The sequence below is a fragment of the Streptomyces sp. Tu 2975 genome (assembly GCF_009832925.1).
GTDB lineage: Bacteria > Actinomycetota > Actinomycetes > Streptomycetales > Streptomycetaceae > Streptomyces.
In genome coordinates, this window is sequence record NZ_CP047140.1 from 1,169,237 (window position 1) to 1,190,428 (window position 21,192).

Sequence of the window (21,192 nt, forward strand, 5' to 3'; positions counted from 1 at the left end):
CCGGCTTCCGCCGTCACCACGGAAGCACCCCGCCGCGGCTCGGCATCTGCGGTGTCCCGGGGCAGTCGTCCAGGCCAAGCGCCGCGTGGCCCTCACTCTGCTCGCGCTCGTCAGGGTGCAGGACCCGCTCGGTGGAGCACCTCCTGGACACCCGCCGGCCTCCAAGGTGCTGTACCCGGGCCGTCAAGCCCACAGAACCACATGTTCCGGCTACGCGCGCACCACGGCCCGGCAAGCCACGGCTGGAGAGGTGCTACGGCGGCTACCCCCTGTCATCGGGTTCGACGACCTGGCCGCAGCGCGGGCCCGGGCGGCAGCCCGGCGACGACTCGTGCCACGGCTCAACCGGCGCCCGGGCAGCGCCCGCTTCGGGGACTCACCGGCCGGCGCCACCACCTCTCCGCCCTCGTGCGCTTCCTCGTCGGCACACTCAACGGCTCCCGCAAGGCATCACTCGTGGGCGTGCCCCTCTCCCGAGGCGGGATGGTGCGGTTCGTGGCCCGGGATCGTGCCGTCCTCCTTGGCAACGAGGAACAGACCGGCCATGCCCATGTCCGAGTGGCTCTGGACGTGGCAGTGGTACATCCAGGCGCCCGGGCCGACGTGTTCGCCGGCGATCACCTGGAAGCCGAAGGAGTCGGCCGGGCCGGTGATCTTGTTGTCGATCACCCGGCTGACGTCCTCGGGGCCGGACAGCAGGCCCGTCCGGTTGTCCGCCCAGCGATGACCGTGCATATGGAAGGTGTGGTAGTACTCACCGTGCGTGATCATGATGATCTCGACGCGGTCCCCCACCGTGGCCAGGAAGTTGGGCGGGTCGGCCGCGGGCCGGTTGTTGATGGTCATGTCGTTGAAGACGATCGTGAACTGCTTGTCGGGAAGGATGTCGTCCTTCCTGCGCACCACCATCGGGCCGTAGAGGCCCTTGCGGATGCCGCCGGTGCCGTGATCGGTGCCGACGACGTGGTCGTGGTAGTGCCAGTAGCCCGCACTGCCCGGCCGCCAGGTGCCGTCGGCGCGGCGGCCGGGGGCGTGGGTGCGCCAGGTGTAGGTGCGGGTGGCACCCGGTTCGACATGACTGCGGCTCATCCTGGTGCCGTCGTTGGAGATGTCGTAGTCGACACCGTGCGGATGCAGGCTGACCGGCACGTCCATCAGGTTCTCGAACTGGATGTGCAGCGTGTCGCCTTCGACGAGTTCGATCAGCGGCCCGGGGACGGTCGCCTTGCCCTTCTCGAGGCCGTAGCCCATCGACCCGTCGGCCCGTTTCTCGGCGTACATCTTGAGGTGTCGTACCTGGCCGCCGGCCGGTGCGATGCGAACCGCGCCCTTCGCCGGGGCCGGTGCCGCGTTGGAGGCGGAAGTGATCGACAACGATGTCACACCGGTGGCCGCCGCGGCCGCGCCGCCCGCCAGCAGGCGCCGGTTGAAGCTCCGTCTGTCCATGTCGAACTCTCCAGTCGTCGGCAGAGGTTGACGGGGCGAAGAGACCCCGGGGACGGCCACACGGTAGCCGGGTGATCTACGTTTATCCACGGTCAGGACAAAGTTCGTCGTATTGCAGTCATACCTATTGGCGAACCGCGAAAAGAGGTCTAGCTTCAACGGCTGTTGTTGTGACCACAGAGGGGTGGGTGACCCATGCAGCGCGCACCACATCACAGGTCTGGAAGAACGAGATCCCGAAAGTACCTCCTGGCAGCGGCACTTGGCGTCGGAGCCATGACCGCGTCGCTGCTCGGTGGTGGCAGTCCCGCCGGCGCCCAGCCGTATCCGGGGCCACCGGCGACAACGTTGTCCCTACCGTCACCGCCCGGCGGCGCGAACGTGAAGGTACTCGTCTTCCACGGCTCCGCCACGGCGGAGTCACCGGCCGTCGAGGCCGGTATCGCCGCGATCGAGACGATCGGACTGACCGGCCCCGCCGCGAGCCGGTTCAGGACGGAAGCCACCGACGATCCCGCGGTGTTCACCAACGCCAGGAAGCTCGGCCGGTTCAACGCGGTCGTGTTCCTGACCGGCGGCGGCGATGTGCTCGACCCCGATCAGGAAGCGGGCCTCGAGGCCTACCTGGAGGCGGGCGGCGGATTCGTCGGCATCCATGAAGCCGCGCGCACCGAGCCGTACTCCGACTGGTTCACCGGTCTGATCGGCGCCCGGCCGACGGGCGCCCCCAGCAGCACACAGCGCGCCGTCGTCGAGGTGGGCGACCGCGTGCATCCGGCCACCGCGTCGCTGCCTCTGCAGTGGAAGCGCCCGGACAAGTGGTTCAACTGGGCGGAGAACCCGTCGGGCAAGGTGCACACGGTGGCCCGGGTGAAGGAGAGCTCCTTCACGCCGGCCGCGAAGGGCAACGGCTGGGACCATCCGATCTCCTGGTGCCGTGACTACGACGGCGGCCGCTCCTTCTACACCGGCATGGGCGGCACGGCCGACAGCTTCGCGGAGACCGACTTCCGCGACCATCTGCGGGGCGCGCTCGCCTGGACGACCCGGCTCTCCCAGGCCGACTGCAAGGCGACGATCGACGCCAACTACACGGCCGAGCGGGTCACCCAGGCCAACCAGCCCGGTCAGAACGACCAGATCGGCGAACCGCACGGGCTGGTCGTCGCACCCGACGGCCGTGTGCTGTACATCGGGCGCGGTGGCGCCGACTCCTCACGGCCGGTCGTCACCGACTGGAACAACCCCGACATCGGCAAGGGCCAGGGCGAGATCCACGTCTACGACCCGAAGACCGGGAAGGTCTCCAAGGCCGGTGCGCTGACGGTCTTCGGCAACAAGGGCGGCGGCGACGAGCTGGTCAAGAACGAGGAGGGGCTGCTCGGTATCGAGCTGGACCCGGACTTCATGACCAACGGCTGGGTGTATCTGCACTACACACCCCACTCGGAGATCGACCGTGACACGCACATGGCCGAGCGCAGGGTCTCCCGCTTCACGCTCGACCTGGCCACCGACCGGCTGGACCTGGCGAGCGAGAAGGTGCTGCTCGACTGGCCGGTGCAGATCCACAGCTGCTGCCACTCGGGCGGCGGCATGGCCTGGGACTCCAAGGGCAACCTCTACATCGCCACCGGCGACAACAACTCGTCCGGCTTCAGCGGCGGCTACTCGGGCAACAACCCACAGCCGAACTTCAAGGGCGTGTCCTTCGCCGACGCGCGCCGCACCGCGGGCAACACCAACAACCTCAACGGCAAGATCCTTCGGATCCACCCAGAGGACGACGGCACGTACACCCTCCCCGAGGGCAACCTGTTCACGGGCGAGGAGACGGCCGAGGGCGGCGGCAAGACCCGCGGCGAGATCTATGTGATGGGCGTGCGCAACCCGGCACGCATCTTCGTCGACAAGAGCACCGACATCCTCTACGCGGGATGGGTGGGTCCGGACGCAGGCGCCCCCTCGACGACCTGGGGTCCGGCCAAGTACGACACGTTCGCCGCGATCACGCAGGCCGGCAACCACGGCTGGCCGTACTGCATGGGCAACAACCAGCCCTACCGCGACCGTAATCTGCCCGATCCGGCCCAGCCGCTCGGATGGTACGACTGCGACGCACCGAAGAACGAGTCGCCGAACAACGACGGCCTGGTGAACCTGCCGCCCGTCACGCCCAACACCATCTGGTACTCGCCGCAGGGCGGCGGCGTGGACTACCCGCGTGACGCGAACGGGGTGCCCAGCTACAAGCAGGAGGAGCAGAAGCTGCTGCTGCCGTGGCTCAAGGGCGGCGGCCAGGCCACCATGAACGGCCCCGTCTACCGCTTCGACGCCACGAGCGACTCGGCGGTCAAGTGGCCCGCGTACTGGGACGGCAAGTGGTTCGTCGGCGACTTCTACGACGGCGACCAGCCCAGGCACGCGGTGCTGACCGATCCGAGGACGGTCGGCAAGGGCGGGCTCCCGGTGCACGCCGAGTCACTGAAGAAGATCATCCCGACCGGCACGGGCGGTGTCCGCAACCTCATGGACTGGAAGTTCGCGCCCGACGGGTCGCTGTACGTCCTGGACTACGGGCGCGGCTTCTTCACCTCCGACTCCAACTCCGCGCTGTGGCGCGTGACGTACAAGGGCGGCGGGGCGACCCCGGCCGCGGACCAGCTGGCGAGGAAGGCGGCGCAGTGACCGTGAGACACAGAACCGCGAGCGTGTGGACGGCTGTGCTGGCCGCCGTGGCGATGGTGGTCGGGCTGATGTCCGCCGCCGCGTACGGCAAGAGCGACGACGGCCCGACGAACGCCCCGCAGGCCGCCGCGGAACAGGTCCTGACCTGGACCGCGGGTGACCCCATCGACCGCTATCTGTCGTTCCCGACCACCGCGGTGGCCGGTCCGGCGACGATCGTCTTCGAGAACAGCACGGCAACCGGGAACACCACCGGGATGCCGCACACCCTGACGTTCTCGGTCTCCGACGTCGAGTTCAACAACGACGTCCAGCTGAACGTCCTGGCCAACCCGAACGACGACATGGGAGGCAAGCACACCGCCCAGGTCAACCTGACCGAGGGCCGGTACTTCTACCACTGCACCATCCCCGGCCACGGCTCCATGCAGGGCATCCTGACCGTCACCGCGGGCAGCGGCGAGGACACGACCGCGCCCGTGAGCACGGCGAAGGTGGAGGGTGACCGGAACGCCGACGGCGCCTACATCGGCCAGGCCTCGGTCACTCTCGCGGCGACCGACGAGGGCGCCGGCGTCGACAAGATCGAGTACGCGCTCGGCGCCGACGGTCCATGGCAGCCGTACACGGCGCCCGTCGTCGTCGACGAGGTCGGTGCGCACACCCTCCGCCACCGGGCGTACGACAAGGCCGGCAACGTGGAGGCGGAGAAGTCCGTCGACTTCACCGTCGCCCCACCGCCCACGGACGACACCACCGCACCGGAGACCTCGGCCACGGTGAGCGGCGAGCAGGACGACCAGGGCCGGTACCTGGGGATGGCCACGGTCACCGTGACCGCCTCCGACACGGGCTCCGGCGTCAACACCGTCGAGTACGCGGTCGGTACCGGCGCATGGCAGCCGTACACCGCCCCGGTGATGGTCCACGAGACGGGCACGCACACCGTCAGATACCGGGCCACCGACAAGGCGGGCAACGCCGCGGCCGAGAAGTCCGTGAACTTCACGGTCGTCGCACCGCCGGCCGAGGACAAGGAGCCGCCGCAGACCACGGCGGGGATCTCCGGCGAGCAGAACTCCGACGGCGCCTACATCGGCCGGGCCACCGTGACGGTCGTCGCGGTCGACTCCGGCGGCTCGGGCGTCGACAAGGTCGAGTACTCCCTCGACGGCGGCCCCTACCTCGCCTACGCGGCTCCGGTCGTCGTCGACCGGGTCGGCTACCACACGGTCCTGTACCGGGCCGGCGACAAGGCGGGCAACACCTCGCAGGCCAAGAGCCTGGCGTTCTCGGTGGCGGAGGGCGGCGGTGTCCCCGCGCCCGCGTGCCCCGAGTACGACGAGCGGTCGACGGTCATCGTCGGCACGGTCGACACCGGCATCCCCAACCGCATGACGGGCAGCCGCTGCACCGTCAACGAGCTGATCGAGGACGAGAAGGACTGGTCGTCGCACGCGCTGTTCCTCAAGCACGTGGACGAGGTGCTCGACCGACTTCTCGACGAAGGCGTCATCGACAGCCGTGAACACCGGACGATCTACCGGGCGGCCAAGCAGTCCGGTATCGGCAGGCCGGGGCAGACAAGCGGTTACCGCGACATCTTCGACGGCACCGAGGAGACCTTCGCCAAGTGGCAGCACGTCGGCGGCGGCAAGTTCTCGCTCAGCGGGGACGGCGCCATGACCAGCAGCACCACGGTGCCGGGCATGGGCATGCTGTGGTTCCCGCAGCGGCAGTACGGCAACTTCTCCCTGAAGCTCCAGTGGCGGGACGACGCCCCCGGCGCCGGCAACGCCAACGGCGGTGTCTTCGTACGCTTCCCGTACGTCCACGACAACCCGGAGGAGTCCCGGCCGGAGTGGGTCGCCATCAAGTACGGGCATGAGGTGCAGATCCTGGACCGTCCCGACGGCGACATGTACAAGACCGGCTCGATCTACGGCTTCGACCGCGTCGGCCTCGGCGGCGCGGGTGTGACGCCGAAGGGCACCTGGAACGACTACGAGATCCGGGTGGAGGGCCAGCACTACTCGGTCTACCGCAACGGCAAGCTGATCAACGAGTTCGACAACACCGGCGGTCAGGTCTTCCAGCCGCCCCGGTCGGACGACCCCGGCACGGACGGCCGCCGCTACGCCACCGGCTACGTCGGCCTCCAGGTCCACGGCACCACGGACGTGATCTCCTACCGCAACATCAGGATCAAGGAGTTCTGATCCCCGACGGGTGAGCCATGGCGGCTCCCCGAACCGACTGCCCCACCGTCCGAGGCGGTGGGGCAGTCGGCCGTTCCGCCCGCCGCTACTGTGTCCGAGCGCCCGGGTGATCCGGCGCGGGCCCGGAGCCGGGCCCGGCAGGACACGGGCGCGGTCTCCGCGCCGACGGGACGGACCACGAAGGAGCATGCACGGTGACAGCGGTTGTGACCATGAGGACCCCGCCGGTGAGGCTCAAGGACAGGGAAGGCGGCGGCCTCCCCGCGTGTGTCCGTGACGTGGTGGAGTTCACCGACGGCTCCGGACCGCCCCGGCCGGTCGCCTACGTGGAGCGCGAGCTGCCGCCCGGCGGCATACCCGCCTACCTCGCGGCGCGCGCCGGCGGTGCCCGCTCGTTCGTCCTGTGGGCCGACGAACGCCGCGGGAGCCGGGTGGCCACCGTGGTGACCGGGTCCGCGCAGGGCGGAGTCACCACGTTCCAGGTGCTCGGTGCACACGGTGAGCTCATCGGCACGCTCGTCCACAAGAAGGCGCTTCGAGGCTGGGGCGTGCGGACCCGCTGGACGGTGCGGCAGCCCGGTCTGCCGGAAGCGGTCGGCTACAAGGGCCGGGTCTTCTGGTGGCTCGTGTGGTGGCTCCTGTCCCCTCTGCTGCCGGTGCTCCTCGTGGCCGCCCTGATCGAAGGCAGCGGCGACCTGCCGCGCGGGCCTCGACGCGTCATGTGGCGTGCGAGCGGGCAACTGCTGCTGGAATTCAAGGCGTTCGGGGACAAGCTGCGACTGTACGCACCCGGGCTGGACTGGCGGCTGGGAGCCGCTCTGATGGCCCTGATCCGTTCCTTCGACGGCTGGCTCGGCACACCGTGGGACGCCCGCAAGCAGTGAGTCCGCCCCAGGGGCGAGGCGAGCCTTGCCGGGGGAAGCACCGGGTCGACTACTCAGCCCGGCCTTCCCGTAATTGAGCAGGCGTACTCAGGCGACGCCGATCACTGCCTGAAACCATCGCCGCATGCTCAAACAAACGAGCGATCCGGGTCCGCGGGTCGGTATCATCGGCGTCGGCAGCGCTCTTCCCGACACGGTGCTGACATCGCACAGCCTGCAGCGCGAGGCGACCCGGCACATCGCCAAGTCCCTGCCGGGCACGCTGCTCGCCCAGGCCACCGGCATCGAGAGCCGGCATGTCGCGGCCGACGACGAGTACGCCTCGACGCTCGCCCTGCGCGCCGCGCGCAGGGCGCTGGCGAACGCGTCGCTCGGTCCGCACGACATCGACCTCCTGCTGTTCGCCTCCGCGTCCCGCGACATGGTGGAGCCCGCGACGGCGCACATCGTGCAGGCCGAGCTCGGCTCGCGGGCCCACGCCCTCGATGTCACGAACGCCTGCAACAGCTTCGTCAACGGCATCGACGTCGCCCGCAGCACGATCCTGGCCGGCCGGGCACGGCGCGCCCTCGTCGTCACGGGTGAGACCCCGACCCGGGCGATACGCCGCTCACCGGCCGACTTCGCCGAATTCCGGGACGGCTTCGCCGGCTACACCTTCGGCGACGCCGGCGCGGCCGTGGTCCTGGAAGCGGTGGAGCGCGGAGGCATCCTCGACGTGGACACAGAGACGCACTCCGAGCACTGGGAGGTCGGCGGCATTCCCGGCGGTGGTTCCCGGCACCCGCGCGGGGACGAGCACACCTACTTCCGCGGCGACGGCCACGAACTGCGCGGTGTCTTCGAGAAGGTTGGCGCCTCGGTCGTGGAGCGGACACTGCACCGCGCGGGCCTCGCCTGGGACGGCTTCGCCAGGGTGCTGGTGCACCAGGTGACCGTGCCGTACCTCGAGCGGTTCGCCGAACTGACCGGCGCCCCCTCGGACAAGCTCGTGGTCACCGTCCCCGAGCTGGGCAACATCGCCAGCGCGAGCATCGGCGTGCAACTGGATCGGGTGTACGGGGAGCTGACGGCGGGTGACCGGGTGCTGTTCGTCGGTCTCGGTGGCGGCATCAGCATCATGACGATGATCTGGGAGAAGTCATGACCGGCGAGGACTTCTGGGTGATCGTGCCCGCGCACCAGGAGGAGGAACGGATCACCGGCACGCTGCGGGCGCTCGCTGCGCAGCGGGACCGCGACTTCACCCTGCTCGTGGTCGACAACGCCTCTTCGGACCGTACCGGCGCCATCGCCAGGGGCTTCGCAGCGGGCGCGCCGTTCCCCGTGGAAGTCCTCGACGAGCCGGAGAAGGGTGTGGGCTGCGCCGTGGACTCCGGCTTCCGCCACGCCATCGAGCGGGGTGCGACCCTGCTCGCCCGCACCGACGCCGACTGCTTTCCCCGGCCGGGCTGGACGGCCGCCGCCCGCGCCGCGATGACGGACCGGCCGGGACCGACACTGGTGTGCGGGCGTATCGTCGCCCGCCGCGACGAGCACGGCCCGCTCGGGCGGGCCGGCTTCTCGGCCCTGGTCCGGCTGGCCGCCCTGTTCGGCCGGCTCCGGCCCGCGCACGCCCGCAGGAACGGATACCTCGCCCCGTACCGCATGCACGCCGGGAACAACATGGCCGTCACCGCCGACCTGTATCTGGCCTGCGGTGGCATGCCCCGCCGGCCGTCGCCGACGGACCGGCTGTTCCTGAACCGGGTGCGGCGGCAGACGGACCGGATCGTGCGCAGCCGGGCCATGGTCGTGGAGAACTCCACTCGCAGGCTCCGGGCGTACGGCATCCGGGGCACGGCCCGCTGGTATCTGGACCAGGGCAGCGGCGGACGCGGGGACGACCCCCGCTGACGCGGCGCCGCCGCGCATCCCGACGTATCGTCACCTACCGCTGGACGGCCACTGATGCTCGACCTCCTCGACCACGCCCTGCGATCCTCGCCTGAGAAGCCCGCCGTGCTCGGCGCCACGCGCACCGGGCGCCCCCGGGTCCGTGCCACCCGCGGCGAACTCGCGGGCCTGGCCGACGCGTACGCCTCGTCGCTGCACGCGCACGGGCTGCGCCCGGGCGACACCGTCGGTGTCGCGGTGCGTCCCGGACCCCGTGCGCTCGCCGTCCTGCTCGCCCTGTGGCGGCTCGGGCTGCGGGGCGCGGTGCTCGATCCCGGCGCGGGTCCCGATGTGCTGCGCGCCCGGCTCGCGTCGGCCCGGCCCTCGCTCGTGCTCGCCGACGCCGCGGCGCAGGCGGTCGCGGGGTGGGCCCGGCCACTGGCGGCGCGGGCACGGCTCGCCCTGCCCTCCCTCGAGGAGTTCGGCACGGTGGCGACGGTCGGCCGCAGGCTTCCCGGCTGTGCGCCCGCGCTCGGTAGGGCCGATGTCCGTGTCCCCGGGCGGGACCACGCCGACGGTGACGCCGTCATCGTCTTCACCTCCGGCACGACCTCCCGGCCGAGGGCCGTCGTGCACACCCGCTCCGGGCTCGCCGCAGGGATGGAGACGGTCTCCGCGCTGATCGGCGCCCGGCCGGGCGAACCGGTCGTCGGCGGGACCTTCTTCGTCCTCGTCCCCTCGCTCGCCCAGGGAGCGCCGGTGGCGCTTCCCGCTCGTGCGCCCAAGGTTCTGGCGCGGCAGCTGCGGCGGCTGCGCCCCCGGGACACCTATCTGACACCGCCCCAGCTGCGGGACGCCCTCCGCGCGGGGGCGCGGTTCACGGGCCGGGTGTGGACGGGGTCGGCGCCGGCGAGTGCCGACCTGCTGGGCCGGGTCCGGGACGCGGGCGCCGCGGAGGCCTGGGGGGTGTACGCGCTCACCGAACTGTTCCCCGCCGCGGCCGTCGAGTCACGCGACAAGGCGGCCTTCGAGGGGGCGGGGGATCTCGTCGGCCCGCCGCTGCCGGGCGTCGAGGTGCGGACGGAGGGCGGCGAGCTGCTGCTGACCGGTCCGGCGGCCAGGCACCGCTACCTCGGGGAGGCTCCCGACCCCTGGGTGCGCACCGGCGACCGGGCGCATCTGGACGCCACTGGCCGCATCGTGCTGGAGGGGCGCTGCAAGGACATGGTGCTGCGGCGCGCGGAGAACATCTACCCGGGCCTGTACGAGCCCGCCCTCCAGGTGCCGGGTGTCGAGCTCGCGGTACTCGTCGGCGTCCCGGCGGGCGACGGCGACGAGCGACTGGTGGCCGTCGTCCAGCCCCGATCCGGCCATGGGGAGGCACAGGTGCGTTCCGCTCTCGCCGGGCCGCTGCACAGGATGGGCTCCGCCCGCCCGGACGCGGTGGTGTTCGCGGACGTCCCGCTGTCCGGCCGGTCCCGCAAGCCGGACCGGGCGGCGACGGCGCTGCTCGCGGCGGAACGTCTCGCGGAGAAGGCGGCGGCCCGATGACCGCTGCACGCTCGGGACCCGCACGGGCGAGGCGTCGTGACCGCCGGGTCTATCTGCGCTCCCACCCACTCCTCTTCGCCCTCCTCGCCGCCACCCGCGGCCGTGCCGTCCGCAGGATCGGCCGCACGGTGCTCGTCCACGACGCCGACGCCTACCGCAAGGTGCTGGCCGGCCTGCCCCTCGACCGTACGGCCGGCGGGACGACGGGGGGCGCGGCGCGATCGGCGCTGCGCGCGGCGGGCCACCACGATGCCGGAGTGCTGTTCGACCAGGAGGGCGCGGGACACCGGGCCGGACGACGGGCTCTGGCCCAGGGGCTCGGCGCGGCCGGCGTCGAGGAACTGCGCGGCCTCTGGCGGCCGTTGCTCGCCGGACGGCTCGAACCACTGGCCCAGGGCGGCGAGGTGGACCTCGTCACCCTTGCCCGCGAACTGTCGGGCACGGTCGTCTGCGCGCTGCTCGGTTCCCAGGCGTCCCCGGTCGCGGTGGCCGCCGCCGCTGCCGATCTGGCCGCCGCCTCCGTCCGCAGTGAGCTCCCCGGCCTCCGCCGGCCGGGAGCGCACGCCGCGTCGGCCCGTGCGACCCGGCGACTGCGGCAGCTGCTCGGCGACGGGGACGCACTGTCCGCGATGGTGGCGGTCGCCGCCGTCAACACGACCGTTGCCGCGCTGCCACGCGCGGTGGCCTGGTGCGCGGACGCCGGACTGTGGGACCAGGCGGCGGACGAACGACTGCGGCTGCCCTTGGTGGACGAACTGCTGAGGGTCACCGCCCCGTCCCCCCTGCTGCCGCGGGTCGCCGCGGCGGACGGGGTGGTGGCGGGCTGCCCGGTGCGCTCGGGCGACCGTCTGGTGCTGGTCGCCCGGCACGCGGTGGACGCGCACGGCAGCGGCCCCGACGCCGAGCGGCCCGCCGCCCCGGACCTGGCCCGTCTCGTCTTCGGCGCCGGCCCGCACACCTGCCCGGGAGCCCGACTCGCTCGTCTTCAACTGGCCGACGTGCTGGCGGCGTTGTCGCCACATCGCCCCGTCGTCGTCGGGGCCGTCGTGGACCGCGGCGCCGCTCTGCCCAGCTGGCGGAAACTGGTCGTCCGCGCCTTGGTGGAGGTGGCTCGATGAGCCGCCCTCGGATCGCGGTGACCGGCGCCTCCGGCTTCTGCGGCGGCCACGTGGCACGGGCCGCCGCGACGCGGGGCGCCGACGTGGTGTGCCTGGGCCGGCGCCCGGGACCGGTGGGCGCATTCCGGTTCTGGGACGCCACATCGGGCCCGCCGGACCTGTCCGGCGTCGACCGGGTCGTGCACTGCGCGGCCGCGGTGGGCGACCCGCTGCCCGGTTCCGGCGCGGAGGCACAGATGCGGGCGGTCAACGTGGACGGCACCGCACGGCTGCTGGCGGCGGCCGGGGACCGTCCCGTGGTGTGGGTGAGCAGCGCCAGCGTCTACGACCCGCGCCTCGACCGTGGCCTGGTCCGCGAGGACCATCCACGGACCGGGCACCTCAACGCGTACGGACGCACCAAGGCCGACGGTGAGGAACTCGCCCTCCGGGCAGGCGCGGTGGTGCTGCGTCCTCGCGCCGTGTACGGCCCGGGTGACACCCAGCTCCTGCCGCGTCTGCTGTCCCGGGTCAGGGCGGGCACGCTGCTGCTCCCGGGCCCGGACGTACGGCTGAGCCTCACGGCGGTCGAGAACCTGGCCGACGCGTGTCTCGCGGCGCCCGCCTGGCCTCCCGGCGCGTACAACATCGCCGACCCGCAGCCGTACGCCCGGGACGCCGCCCTGCATCAGGTCCTGCGCGCTCATGGGGTGACTGCCCGTCTCCGCCGTCTGCCTCTGGGACTCGCCGAGATGGCGGCCCGTACCGCGGAGGCCGTCGCACGCCGAACCGGCGGCGAACCGTCCCTCAGCCGCTACGCGGTGGACCAGCTCGCCCACACGGTCGTCCTCGACGTCTCCCGCGCCCGTACCCAGGGCTGGACCCCGCACCGTTCCCTCCACGACTACCTCGCGAGCTGCACCGCCTGACACGCGCCTTTCCTCGGGCCTGCCCGCGCGCTCCCTGGGCCCCGACCGTCGCCGTCAAGACGGTGCACCGGCCCCCGCGAGGCAAGCCGAGCGGACGGTGAGAGCCACCCGGACCGGAACGGGCCCCAGGGGCGACACGCATCGAGCCGGACCGGGCCCGCCCCGCACGGGCGACGCACAACGAATCCGGACCGGGACCGCCCCGCCAGGGGCGCACGCGATCGCTCAGCCCGCCGGCTTCTTCGCGCGGCTCGGCTGCACCCGCTTCGGCTCCCCCGGCATCTTCGGATAGTCCGGCGGGTACGGCAGGTCGCTCAGTCCGTGTTCGCGCTCGTCCTTGCGCGACAGCTCCAGCAGGCTGTCCAGCGAGAACGCGTGGTCGTCCATGTCGGCATGCACGTCTCCCAGTTCCGCGAACCGCCCCGGCATCGTGGCCAGGTCGAAGTCCGAGGGCGACACGTCCTCGAGCTCGTCCCAGCGCAGCGGGGCGGACACGAGCGCCTTCGGGTTCGGGCGTACGGAGTACGCGGAGGCGATCGTGCGGTCGCGGGCGGTCTGGTTGTAGTCGACGAAGATCCGCTCGCCGCGCTCCTCCTTCCACCAGGCCGTGGTGACCCGCCCCGGCATCCGCCGCTCGAGCTCTCTGGCCACGGCGATCGCGGCGCGACGTACGCCGGTGAACTCCCAGCGGGGTTCGATCGGCACGAAGACGTGCACGCCGCGGCCGCCGGAGGTCTTGGGCCAGCCGCGCAGGCCGTGCTCCTCCAGCAGGGGGCGCAGTTCGAGGGCGGCCTTGACGGCGTCCTTGAAGTCGGTGCCGGGCTGCGGGTCGAGGTCGATGCGCAGTTCGTCGGGGTGGTCGACGGCGTCCCTGCGCACGGGCCAGGGGTGGAAGGGCAGCGTGCCGAGGTTTGCGGCCCAGATCACGGCGGCGACCTCGGTGGGGCAGATCTCGTCCGCGGTGCGTCCGCTGGGGAAGGAGATGTGGGCGGTCGGGATCCAGTCGGGAAGGTACTTGGGGGCGCGCTTCTGGAAGAAGGACTCGCCCTCCACGCCCTCCGGGTAGCGTTCGAGGGTGGTGGGCCGGTTGCGCAGCGCGCGCAGGATGCCGGGCCCGACGGACAGGTAGTACTGGGCCACGTCCAGCTTGGTGTACCCGCGCGCGGGGAAGTAGACCTTGTCCGGATTGGACAGCCGTACGGTCCGCCCGCCTGCTTCCAGTTCCACCGCTGCACCCATGTGGGCCACGGTAGGCCGAGCACGCTTATGCCGCATATCGGGCAGAATCGACCCATGGATCTGCCCGTGATGCCGCCCGTGAAGCCGATGCTCGCCAAGGCCGTGAAGAAGATTCCGCCGGGAATGCACTACGAGGCGAAATGGGACGGCTTCCGGGCGATCGTGCACCGTGACGGCGACGAGCTCGTCATCGGGTCCCGCACCGGCAAGCCCCTCACCAGGTATTTTCCGGAGCTCGTGACATCGCTCGCGGACAATCTGCCCGCGCGTTGCGTCATCGACGGGGAGATCGTCATCGCGCACGAGGGGCGGCTGGACTTCGACCGGCTCACGGAGCGTATCCATCCGGCGGACTCCAGGGTGCGGATGCTCGCCGAGCGGACCCCGGCGAGCTTCGTCGCCTTCGACGTTCTCGCGCTGGACGACGAGTCGCTCATGGACGCCCCGTTCAGGGCTCGTCGGGAACGGCTGGAGGAGGCCCTCGTGGGCACCCGGCCACCGGTGCATCTCACGCCGACGACCACCGAAACCGAGGTCGCGCAGCAGTGGTTCGACCAGTACGAGGGGGCGGGGCTCGACGGCGTCGTCGCCAAGCCGCCGGACCTGCCGTACCGGCCGGACACCCGGCTGATGTACAAGATCAAGCACGAACGCACCGCCGACGTCGTCGTCGCCGGCTACCGCTTGCACAAGAGCGGCCCGGTCGTCGGCTCACTGCTGCTCGGGCTGTTCGACGACTCGGGGGCGCTCCAGCACGTCGGCGTCTGTGCGGCGTTCTCGATGAAGCGGCGCGAGGAGCTGGTGGCGGAGCTGGAGCCGCTGCTCATGGACCCGGTGACCGGTCATCCGTGGGCCGCGTGGGCGGAGGAGAGTGCCCATGCGAGCGCCCGGCTGCCCGGCGCGCCGAGCCGCTGGTCGGGCAAGAAGGACCTGTCCTGGGTGGCGTTGCGGCCGGAGCGGGTGGTGGAGGTGGCCTACGACCACATGGAGGGCGACCGGTTCCGGCACACCGCGCAGTTCCGGCGGTGGCGCCCGGACCGGGACCCCTCCAGTTGCACGTACGCGCAGCTGGAGGAGCCGGTGAGCTACGACCTGGCCCAGGTGCTGCCGCCGTCAGGCGGGTGAGCAGGGGTCGTCGCCGGGAGTCGGGCCGTCGCTCGGACCGGGTGGCGGCGTGACGGGCGGAGCGGGTGACTCGCCCGGCAGCTCGGAAGGCGACGGGGACGGTGTGGGGCAGTCCGGCTCGGAGGGACCGGGGTCGGGGGACGGGTCCGGCGACGGATCCGGTGACGGATCGGTCGAAGGATCCGGTGACGGGTCGGGCGACGGGTCCGGTGAGGGGTCCGGCGAAGGATCCGGACCGGGGATGCTCGGCCGCGGCCGGGGAGCCGGGTCGCGCGTCGGCGTGGGCACCGGCGCGGGCGGGCCGCCCGGCGGCCCGATGATGATCTCGCCACCGCCCTCTCCCCCGTCGTCGCCGCCGTCGCCGACGGGCCGCTCGGCCGGTGTGTCGCCGCCGGCACCCGGGCTGGTGGGAACCACGCCCCCGCCGTCGGCCACCGGGTGGACGCCCCTGCGGTAGAAGTCGAGCCATGCGAGCACTGTGCGCAGGTATTCCTGCGAGTGGTTGTAGCTGAGGATCGCCCGGTCCAGGTGGGCCTTGACCGCGAGGCTCCGCTCGCCCGCGCAGAGGTAGCGGCCGGCTGTGAGCGCGGCGTCGTGGATGTTGTTGGGGTCCCTGCGGCCGTCACCGTTCGCGTCCTGCCCCCAGTTCGCCCAGGTGGACGGTATGAACTGCATCGGCCCCACCGCGCGGTCGTACCGGGTGTCGCCGTCCCAGGCGCCGTTGTCGGTGTCGGCGATGTGCGCGAACCCGTTGCCGTCGAGGACCGGGCCCAGGATCGGCGAGAGCGTGGTGCCGGCGGCGTCGACACGGCCGCCGGATGCCTGCCCGGACTCCACCTTGCCGATGGCGGCGAGCAGTTGCCACGGCAGCCGGCAGCCGGGGTCGCTGCGCCCGATCCGTGCTTCGGCGCCGCGGTAGGCGGCGAGGACGGTGGCCGGGATGCCCGACTCGGCGCGGACCGGGTCCAGCCGTACGGCCGGTCCGGAGCCGGGTACCGGTGCGGGCGGGACCGGTACGGGCAGCGGCGGCAGCTCGACATGGTAGGAGTCGTCGTTGGGTGTGACGGGCCACGTACCGGCATCCGCCGCTCCGTCTGCGTCGGCGACGGGACGGGGTGGTACGACTCCGGGCGCCTGCGAGGCGGTGAGCGCCGTCATGGCGGCGACGGCCGCCGCGGTCCCGGCCAGTCCCCGGCGCAGCCGCCTCCTGCCGGGCCTCATGAGCCGGATCCGAAGGTGTCGATGCCGGCGATGCGCCAGGTGCCGTCCTTGTGGACGGCGTCCACGGCGAGCATGGCGGCGGCGTACGTCGTCTCTTCCTTGGTCGCGGTGCGCGTGTTGCTCTGGTCGGCGTAGACGAGGACACGGGCCCGGTCCTCGTCGATCTGTTCGACACCACTCCCTGTGACGGTGGTGGTCAGCACCAGCTTCTGCTTCGGGCCTTCCTTGACGACGGCGGCGAGCATCTCGGCGTGCTGCCGGACCGCCCGGCCGGTCAGGTGGGTCTTCGCGGCCTGGTCGAGCGCGCCCGCGTCGGCGAAGTTGTAGGAGAAGACGGCTTCGACGGCCGTGGTGACCTGCCCCTTGACCTCGCTGGTGCGGGCGATGTCGGTGAGGGCCGTGTTGCGCGCGGCGGGCCGGTCGCGCAGGTCGGCGGCGCGTCCGGCGGTGAAGGCGCCGAGGCCGCCGAGGAGGACCGTCAGCACGGCGAGCACGGCCAGCAGCCTGTTGCGTCGGTCCCCCGCCCTGCGCGGGGAGGCTTCGCCGTCCGGTTCCGCACGGCCGGGCGTCCTTGTCACGGCGGCGGGTGCCCGGCCCGGGGCCCGTTCGCCGCCCGCCCTGCCGGCGTCGCGGGCAGGGGCCCGCTCCCGGTCCTGGTCCGTCGGCGCGCCACCGGGCGGCGGCGCCGCCGTGGGGCCGGCGGCGCGCGAGGCGGCGCCGGCGAGCCGGCGCTGTCTGTTGATGAGGTGCCGGGTCGTCGACATGTCGGGGGTCCTCTCGGTTGTTACTCGGCCGCGGTGTTGCCGACGGGTGCCTGACCGAGGGCGCTGAGCTTCCAACCCTGCGGTGTGCGGGTCAGCTCGCCGAGCATCCGGCTCTCCTTTCTGGCCGGTTCGCCCTGAGGAGCGGTCACCGTGATCCGCAGGGCGACCATCAGGCTCGCCCGGCCGGCCCTGTCGTCGAGTTCCGTCACCGCCGCGGAGAGCACCTTGGCGCTGGTGACCGTCCTCGCCTCCTGGATCTGCCGCTCGAACTCCCCGCGGCCGTCGACGAGTTGCCGGTGCAGGCCGCCGGTGGCGGAGTCCTCCCATGTGTCGAGGCCGCCCTTGAGGTCCCGGTGGTCGAGGGTGTTCATGTTCTGTACGGCCTGACGGCCGGCGGCCAGGGCCTCGTCGCGTTTCTGCGCGAAGGCCAGGGAGTCGTCGTGCGCGGCCCCGTACCAGGACCAGCCTCCCCAGCCGGCGAACGCGGCCGCCACGACGGTCAGTGCGAGAGCCGCCGCGACCACCGGGTTCCTCGTCGTCCGTGCCATGTGCCCTCTTCCTTCCCTGTCGGTGCACCGCTGTCGGGTCCACCGCTGTCGTGCCGCTCGTGGGGTGTCACCGGGACGTGATGTCGACGATCCGCCAGTGCCCGTCGCCGAGTTCGGCCGTGACGGAGAGCTGGGCGGGCGCGGTCGTGGGTGCTCCGCCCTGCCGCTGGGCGACCTGGTCGAGGAAGACCAGGAGCTGTGCGCTGCTGCCGTTCAGCCGGGTCACCCCGGCGCGTACGACATGGGTGGTGAGCGTCAGCTTCTGGTCGGCGGCGCGCTTCTCGACCTGGCCGAACAGCTCCGCGTACTGGCGGGCCGCCTTCCCTGCGAGCAGGTGGCGCGCCGCCTCGCGGGTGGCTTCGGTGTCGCCGGGGGTGTAGGAGAAGACCGACGTCAGCGCGTTGCTGACGTCGCCGGTGACGCGCGCGGTGGCTGCGGTGTCGGAGAGCGCCCGGTTGTCCGCGGACGGGGCTCCGGTCAGCTGCCCCGCCTTCAGCAGGAACAGGGTTCCGCCGGCCAGCAATGCGAGTACCAGGGCGGCGACCGCCGGGGCACGCCATCGGCCGTGTCCGGTGGGACGGGCGTCGGCGAACGGCCCGGCCGGCGGTTCGCTGTCCCGCGCGGACCGGTGACTCGGCCGGGGCACCGCCGTGGTGACGTCCTCGCCGGTGCTCATGACCGCTCCCGCCTCGTCGCTTCGCATGTCACACCCCTCCGACCGGAACCGCCGCCAGGGATCGGACCCTCCAGCCCTCGGCGGTGCGGGCGAGGGTGGCTTCCAGCCGCTTGCGTTCGGTGTTCGGCGCCCCGCCGCCGGCCGTGTCCGTCTCCACCTCGAGGGTGGCGATCAGCTCGGCGGTACCGGCCCGGTCGTCCAGCGCGGTCAGGGCCGCGTCGGTGATGCGGGCACGCGCCGTCGGACCCGTCTTGGTCTTTGCCTCGCGCAGTTCCTCGCGCAGCGGTCCGGTGGAGGCGTCCAGCCACCGCCGGAGCGCCGCTTCGGGCTTGCGGCCGTCGAAGCCGGTGAGGGCCTCGACGTGCCGCTTCCCTTCGGCGAGGGCCGCGTCCCGGGAGGCGGCGAAGGTCAGGGACCCGTCGCGGTCGGCCTGCGCGTAGCTCCAGCCGCCGAACGCGCAGAACAGCAGGGCCAGTACGACCGAGGTCCGGGCGGCGAGCCCCGCTCTGCCTTTCGTCATGGCGCTACCTCCAGCCCCAGCAGCCCGCTCATGCCGGAGGCCGAGCCGGTCACCGCCGGCAGGCCGAGGGCCCCCGGCGGCCTCGCCGACCTGTCGCCGCCGCCGGTGCCCGTACCGGACGTCGAGGACGCGGTGGCCGGGCGTGCGGGGTCGGGTACGGGGCCGCCGGTGGGCGCGTTCGCGCTGCCGCGGACGTTCTTGCCGCTGCTCGGCGGTGAGGTGCAGCGCGCGGTGGTGTTCGTGGCGGTGGCGGGCGAGGTGTCGAGGCCGTTGCGGTAGACGGTGGAGCCGTATCCGTCGGTGCACGGCAGCGGCTCGAAGAATGTGACGGACATGCCGAACCGTGCTCCCTCGCCGGTGACGGCGGTGGCTCCCGCGGCGGCGACCGCCGGCAGTTTCACCAGGAGTTCCTCGATGCCGTTCTGCCGGGTGACGGCGACCTCGGAGGTGGTGAGGAGGTTGGCCACGACGACACCGAAGGCGGGGTCGAGGTCGCGGAGCAGTCCGCTGATCTGTCCTGCGGCCCCCGGCGCGGCGGCGATGAGCTCGCGCAGGTCGGTGTCCGAACTCCTCAGCTCGGCCGCGAGTTCCTTGGCGCCGCCCGCGAAGTCCTTGAGCGCCCTGCCGTGTTCGATCTGGGTGCGCAGGACGGTCTCCCCTTCGATCATCAGCCGGGTGGTGACGGGCAGTGCCTCGTCGGCGGCGAGGACGAACTCGTTGCCGTTGTCGAGCAGCACCTGGAGGTCGTCGCCGCGGCCGTTCAGCGCCGTGCCGAACTCGTCGACGACGGTGCGCAGGGACTCCAGGTCGACCGAGGACGCGAGATCGTCGACGCCGGTGAGGACGTCGGTGACGGGTGCGGGCAGTCGGGTGGAGGCGCGGGCGATGACCGAGCCGTCCTCGAGATAGGGTGCGGCGTCCCTCGCCGGCCGCAGGTCGATGTACTGCTCGCCCACGGCGGAGAGATTGGCGACGACGGCTTCGAGGTCGGTGGGAATGCGCGGGGCGTCGTCGTTGATCCGCAGCTCGGCCTCCACGCCGTCCTGCGTGAGCTCGATGTCGCCGACCCGTCCGACTGACACGCCCCGGTAGGTCACGTCGGAGTGGGTGAACAGGCCACCGGTCTGTGCCAGTTCGACCTTCACGGTGTAGTGGTCGCGCATGCCGACGAGGTGGCCGAGGTCGGCGTAGCGGACGCCGACGAATCCCAGCACCAGGACGGCGATGACCAGGAACGCGACGTTCTTGAGGCGGATGGCGGTCGTGAGCATCAGCGGGTCCCTCCGCCCTGGCCGGTGGTGCCGGTGACCGCCGGGAGCGGCAGGGGCGCGGTGCCCTTGGCCGGTGCGGCGGCCGGCTCCTCGTCGTCGGGTACGAACTCGGAGATGATCGTGGTGCCGGGTGCGGCCGTCACATCGAGGTAGACGTTGAGGTAGTCGCCCTTCACTCCGCGCAGCACCTCGTCGGTGAACGGGTAGGTGAACAGCACCTGGAGGGAGTCGGGCAGGTCCTGGCCGGAGTCGGCGAGCGCCTTGAGGGTCGGCGCGAGGGCCTTGAGGCTCGCGATGGTGTCGGCCTTGGACGTGTTGACGGTGTCGACGGCGACGGTGGACAGGGTGCCCAGCGCCCGCAGCATCGTGAGCAGCGAACCGCGCTGTTCCTCCAGCACCTTCAGTCCTGGGCTCAGGCCGGTGAGGACGGCGCCGACCTGCTGCTTGCGGGTGGCGAGGGTGGCGGCGAGCCGGTTGACCCCGTCGAGGGCGGCGGTGATGTTCTCCTTGTTGTCGTCGAGGCTGGTGACGAGCGTGTCGAGTCGCTTCAGCAGGGAGCGGACCTTCGGTTCACGGCCGCCGATCGCCTTGTCGAGCTCGGTGGCGATGGTCTTGATCTGGTGGACGCCACCGCCGTTGAGCAGCAGCGACAGCGCGCCGAAGACCTCTTCCACCTCGGGGTTGCGGTTGGTGCGGCTCATGGGGATGGCGGCCCCGTCGGCGAGGGTGCCCTGTGCGGCCGTGGCCTTGGCGGGCGGGGTGAGCTGGATGTACTTCTCGCCGAGGAGGCTGGACTGTTCCAGATGGGCGTAGGCGTTCGCGGGCAGCTTCACGTCTCCGGCGACCCGCATGGTGACCTTCGCCGACCAGTCGTCCCGATTGAGCGTGATCTTGGTGACGCGGCCGACGGCGACGTCGTTCACCTTCACCGACGACTGGGGGACGAGGCTGAGCACATCGGCGAACTCGGCAGTGATCTCGTAGGGGTTGCTGCCGAGGTCGGCCCCGCCCGGCAGGGGCAGTTGCTCGATGCCGGAGAACTCGGGCACCGAGCAGCCGGCCGCCGACAGGGTGAGGCCGAGCGTCAGCGTGAGGGCGACGGCGCCGACGCGCCGCCGGGTCGGTGCGGCGGCGGGGCG

Annotated in this window: 18 protein-coding genes; 9 read left to right on the forward strand and 9 right to left on the reverse strand. The window is 72.1% G+C overall.

The genetic code is table 11. The annotated features are described in order from the left end of the window. Nucleotides 1-450: 450 nt before the first annotated feature. Complete coding sequence (locus GLX30_RS05035) at nucleotides 451-1,446, reverse strand: multicopper oxidase domain-containing protein (RefSeq protein WP_159684050.1); 996 nt, start codon at nucleotides 1,444-1,446, stop codon at nucleotides 451-453. A 276-nt stretch (nucleotides 1,447-1,722) separates the two neighbouring features. Between GLX30_RS05035 and GLX30_RS05040 the strand changes: the two genes are divergently transcribed. The 8 genes from GLX30_RS05040 (at nucleotide 1,723) to GLX30_RS05075 (ending at nucleotide 12,689) form a co-directional block, all read left to right on the forward strand. Then, entirely contained in the window at nucleotides 1,723-4,134 is a 2,412-nt protein-coding gene (locus GLX30_RS05040; RefSeq protein ID WP_159684053.1) for a ThuA domain-containing protein, read from the forward strand. A gap of 53 nt (nucleotides 4,135-4,187) precedes the next feature. Next, complete coding sequence (locus tag GLX30_RS05045; protein WP_244258419.1) at nucleotides 4,188-6,353, forward strand: family 16 glycoside hydrolase; 2,166 nt, start codon at nucleotides 4,188-4,190, stop codon at nucleotides 6,351-6,353. Between the two features lie 194 nt (nucleotides 6,354-6,547). Further along, nucleotides 6,548-7,237, forward strand: coding sequence for a hypothetical protein (locus GLX30_RS05050; protein WP_208545364.1), 690 nt, complete (start codon nucleotides 6,548-6,550; stop codon nucleotides 7,235-7,237). A 124-nt stretch (nucleotides 7,238-7,361) separates the two neighbouring features. Further along, nucleotides 7,362-8,384: a ketoacyl-ACP synthase III gene (locus GLX30_RS05055; RefSeq protein WP_159684056.1), complete on the forward strand. Its 1,023-nt coding sequence runs from the start codon at nucleotides 7,362-7,364 to the stop codon at nucleotides 8,382-8,384. Continuing rightward, on the forward strand, nucleotides 8,381-9,133 hold the full coding sequence (locus GLX30_RS05060) for a glycosyltransferase family A protein (RefSeq protein ID WP_159684058.1): 753 nt from the start codon (nucleotides 8,381-8,383) through the stop codon (nucleotides 9,131-9,133). Before GLX30_RS05055 ends, GLX30_RS05060 begins: the two co-directional genes overlap by 4 nt. Nucleotides 9,134-9,187: 54 nt before the next feature. Then, nucleotides 9,188-10,663 (forward strand): class I adenylate-forming enzyme family protein, encoded by a 1,476-nt coding sequence (locus GLX30_RS05065; RefSeq protein WP_159684061.1) that lies wholly within the window; start codon nucleotides 9,188-9,190, stop codon nucleotides 10,661-10,663. Beyond that, nucleotides 10,660-11,781, forward strand: a complete 1,122-nt coding sequence (locus GLX30_RS05070; RefSeq protein ID WP_159684063.1) for a cytochrome P450 — start codon at nucleotides 10,660-10,662, stop codon at nucleotides 11,779-11,781. Before GLX30_RS05065 ends, GLX30_RS05070 begins: the two co-directional genes overlap by 4 nt. Next, a complete protein-coding gene (locus GLX30_RS05075) occupies nucleotides 11,778-12,689 on the forward strand; it encodes an NAD(P)-dependent oxidoreductase (RefSeq protein WP_159684064.1) in 912 nt (303 codons plus the stop codon). The genes GLX30_RS05070 and GLX30_RS05075 overlap by 4 nt, the downstream gene beginning before the upstream one ends. 225 nt (nucleotides 12,690-12,914) lie before the next feature. Here GLX30_RS05075 and ligD read toward each other — a convergent pair whose 3' ends face one another. Further along, nucleotides 12,915-13,928 (reverse strand): non-homologous end-joining DNA ligase, encoded by a 1,014-nt coding sequence (gene ligD, locus GLX30_RS05080; RefSeq protein WP_159684067.1) that lies wholly within the window; start codon nucleotides 13,926-13,928, stop codon nucleotides 12,915-12,917. 54 nt (nucleotides 13,929-13,982) lie between these two features. On the opposite strand from ligD, the gene GLX30_RS05085 reads away from it, so the two are divergent. Next, nucleotides 13,983-15,053 (forward strand): ATP-dependent DNA ligase, encoded by a 1,071-nt coding sequence (locus tag GLX30_RS05085; RefSeq protein WP_159684068.1) that lies wholly within the window; start codon nucleotides 13,983-13,985, stop codon nucleotides 15,051-15,053. On the opposite strand, the gene GLX30_RS05090 is transcribed toward GLX30_RS05085, so the two are convergent. From GLX30_RS05090 to GLX30_RS05120, 7 genes are all read right to left on the reverse strand, one after another. Continuing rightward, on the reverse strand, nucleotides 15,042-16,274 hold the full coding sequence (locus GLX30_RS05090) for a lytic transglycosylase domain-containing protein (RefSeq protein ID WP_159684069.1): 1,233 nt from the start codon (nucleotides 16,272-16,274) through the stop codon (nucleotides 15,042-15,044). The genes GLX30_RS05085 and GLX30_RS05090 overlap by 12 nt on opposite strands. Beyond that, on the reverse strand, nucleotides 16,271-17,038 hold the full coding sequence (locus tag GLX30_RS05095) for a hypothetical protein (protein ID WP_159684072.1): 768 nt from the start codon (nucleotides 17,036-17,038) through the stop codon (nucleotides 16,271-16,273). The genes GLX30_RS05090 and GLX30_RS05095 overlap by 4 nt, the downstream gene beginning before the upstream one ends. 20 nt (nucleotides 17,039-17,058) lie before the next feature. Beyond that, entirely contained in the window at nucleotides 17,059-17,586 is a 528-nt protein-coding gene (locus tag GLX30_RS05100; protein WP_159684074.1) for a hypothetical protein, read from the reverse strand. 67 nt (nucleotides 17,587-17,653) lie between these two features. Beyond that, nucleotides 17,654-18,289, reverse strand: coding sequence for a hypothetical protein (locus GLX30_RS05105; RefSeq protein ID WP_208545365.1), 636 nt, complete (start codon nucleotides 18,287-18,289; stop codon nucleotides 17,654-17,656). Nucleotide 18,290: 1 nt separating this feature from the next. Then, nucleotides 18,291-18,782: a hypothetical protein gene (locus tag GLX30_RS05110; protein ID WP_159684077.1), complete on the reverse strand. Its 492-nt coding sequence runs from the start codon at nucleotides 18,780-18,782 to the stop codon at nucleotides 18,291-18,293. After that, nucleotides 18,779-20,053: an MlaD family protein gene (locus GLX30_RS05115; RefSeq protein WP_159684079.1), complete on the reverse strand. Its 1,275-nt coding sequence runs from the start codon at nucleotides 20,051-20,053 to the stop codon at nucleotides 18,779-18,781. The genes GLX30_RS05110 and GLX30_RS05115 overlap by 4 nt, the downstream gene beginning before the upstream one ends. Then, nucleotides 20,053-21,141, reverse strand: coding sequence for an MCE family protein (locus GLX30_RS05120; protein ID WP_244258420.1), 1,089 nt, complete (start codon nucleotides 21,139-21,141; stop codon nucleotides 20,053-20,055). Before GLX30_RS05120 ends, GLX30_RS05115 begins: the two co-directional genes overlap by 1 nt. Nucleotides 21,142-21,192: the final 51 nt, after the last annotated feature.